General features: G+C 56.2%; 1 protein-coding gene. It reads left to right on the top strand.

Annotated elements, in window-relative coordinates:
• Window positions 1–1,252 precede the first annotated feature (1,252 nt).
• The coding region (locus AB4Y42_RS43775; protein ID WP_368697827.1) for an IS5 family transposase at window positions 1,253–2,346 on the top strand (1,094 nt) is incomplete at its 3' end.

Below are 2,346 nucleotides of genomic sequence, written 5' to 3'. Positions count from 1 at the left end.
TTGGCCTCAAACCGCTGAACCAGCGTGAACTTCGCGTTGAAATTTCACAATGCGATGAAACGCGCGGCGAGAGCCGCGTAAGCGCAGAAAGGCTGTTTCTACCGGGAGGTACTTCAGCAGCCTGCTAGGGCAACGATGATCACCGCTTCCATATATTAGAGAACTTATGGTTTGAGGAAAGGGAAGTTGGATTCGCCCGATGCATCAGGACTGGCGTGACGAGAAGCATGGCAGCTCCGATATCAACGCAGTCTTCGCGAAGCCATCGCGTTTTCTACACTGAATACGGTCGCGTACGATGAGCACGACGATCGGGAAGACGGAAAAGGCGCACGGATGAACTCATACTACGTAATTGCAGGGATTGCAATTTACCCGTCGTAGAATGCCCGATATTAAAAAAAGGCACCCCAGCCGATTAAGGCTGGGGTAAATTCCGTAGACAGGCGTCGGGAACGACGGGATTTCCGAACGCGATGGCAGTATAGCCTTTGGTACATCGATCACGCTCCGTTCGTATGGCAATACTCTTTTGCATAATCCACTTTGAGCCGATCCGTCACTTACGTCCGCCACTAGACGAACTCTGTTTTCTGCAGAGCCAGTCATCGCGATGTGATTCTCCTAAGCAGCGCTGGTTGCAAGGATCTCACGTGGAGATCCTGGTGCTCGCTCAGAGATTGAAGGCGCCAATCGTTCTTCATTTGGTTCGGGGGGAAAGAGCACCTGGAATACGGTAAGCCCTTTGGTGTCGGAATGATGGGGCTCATCGTTTTTTGTCGGACTACTCCCAAGGCGAGCGCAACCCGGCATCCGCCTGCTCTGTGTCGCGATCACGCGCACTGGCTTTCCGTCACGCTGGTGGCCTCCGTCGCCACCTATCTGGAATTCATCGAGGGAACGGTAGTGCGCATTTTGTCTTCCCGCGCCGAATCCTTCCAAGTCTCGACAGTGATCCGCACGTTTCGACCGCCAGTCGTCGGGCCTGAACTGAAGGCTCGAGCGTTGAATCGAAATTGCAGGGGGCGTCTGCAATTTCGGCGCACATCACCGATTGAACGAGCGGGCTCCTACCATCCTGCTAGCCCGCAAAGGGTAGTCAGCAGATGCTTGATTCGAAAAGGAATTTATAAGGGGCCGCAAGGGAGAGCCCCGCCCGGCTTAGCAGGTTGCTGAAGTACCGGTGAAACATGTCATCGCGCAGAGTTCGTGAAGCGTTGATAGATGAACAATCACTTACCCACTGGAGATCATGCGCGGCGCCGACACTTTCACCGAGAGTTTGTTTTCCGTGCGCAAGCTGGACGACTTCGTCCCCAAGTCGCATCCGTTGCGTTCGATCCGCGTAATGGCGAACGAAGCGCTGGCGAAGATGGATCGACTGTTCGCCGACATGTACGAAGCGGACATAAAAGGTGGACGGCCGAGCATCGCGCCGGAGAAGTTGCTGCGAGCCATGCTAATCCAGGTGCTCTACAGCATTCGCTCGGAGCGCCAACTGATGGAGCAGGTGCAATACAACCTCTTGTTTCGCTGGTTCATCGGCCTGGCAATGGATGACGAGGTGTGGGTGCCCACGGTCTTTACGAAGAACCGCGAGCGTCTGATCAGACACGATGCGGTGATCGCATTTTTCAACGAGGTGGTGGCCATCGCCCAGAAGAAGTGCCTGCTCTCGGGTGAGCATTTCAGCGTGGACGGCACCCTGATCCAGGCGTGGGCTGGACACAAGAGCTTTGTACGCAAGAATGGGGACGATCAGGACAACGACGGTGGCGGTGCGGGCGACTTCAAGGGCGACAAACGCAGCAACGAGACACATCAGTCCAGGACCGATCCCGATGCAAGACTCTATCGCAAAGGCAAAACGGCCAGTGAATTGCGGTACATGGGCCATACGCTGACCGATAACCGGCACGGCCTGGTGGTCAATGCGCGCGTGACACACGCCGACGGGCATGCCGAGCGTGAAGCAGCCAAGATCATGATCCACGACGCACGGCAAGCGGCAGAGGATCCGGACGTAGAAATTACGTTGGGTGCAGACAAGGGTTACGACGCCCTGGAATTCATTGAGGCATGCCAACAGATGAAGGTCACACCGCACGTTGCGCAAAACACCTCGGGGCGACGTTCAGCAGTGCCCGACACGATTGCATCGAGCGCGGGCTACGCCGTTTCGCAGCAAAAGCGCAAGTTGATCGAACAAGGCTTCGGCTGGGCCAAGACCGTGGGGCGCATGCGCCAGGTGATGGTGCGTGGCTTGAAGAAGGTGGACCAGATGTTCGTGTTGAACCTGGCGGCATACAACCTCGTGCGCATGCGATCCCTGGCACAAATCCGCTC

Source organism: Paraburkholderia sp. EG286B (assembly GCF_040965655.1).
GTDB lineage: Bacteria > Pseudomonadota > Gammaproteobacteria > Burkholderiales > Burkholderiaceae > Paraburkholderia.
The sequence above is the reverse complement of the archived record's forward strand: the minus strand, read 5'-3'. Positions and strand labels throughout refer to the sequence as shown.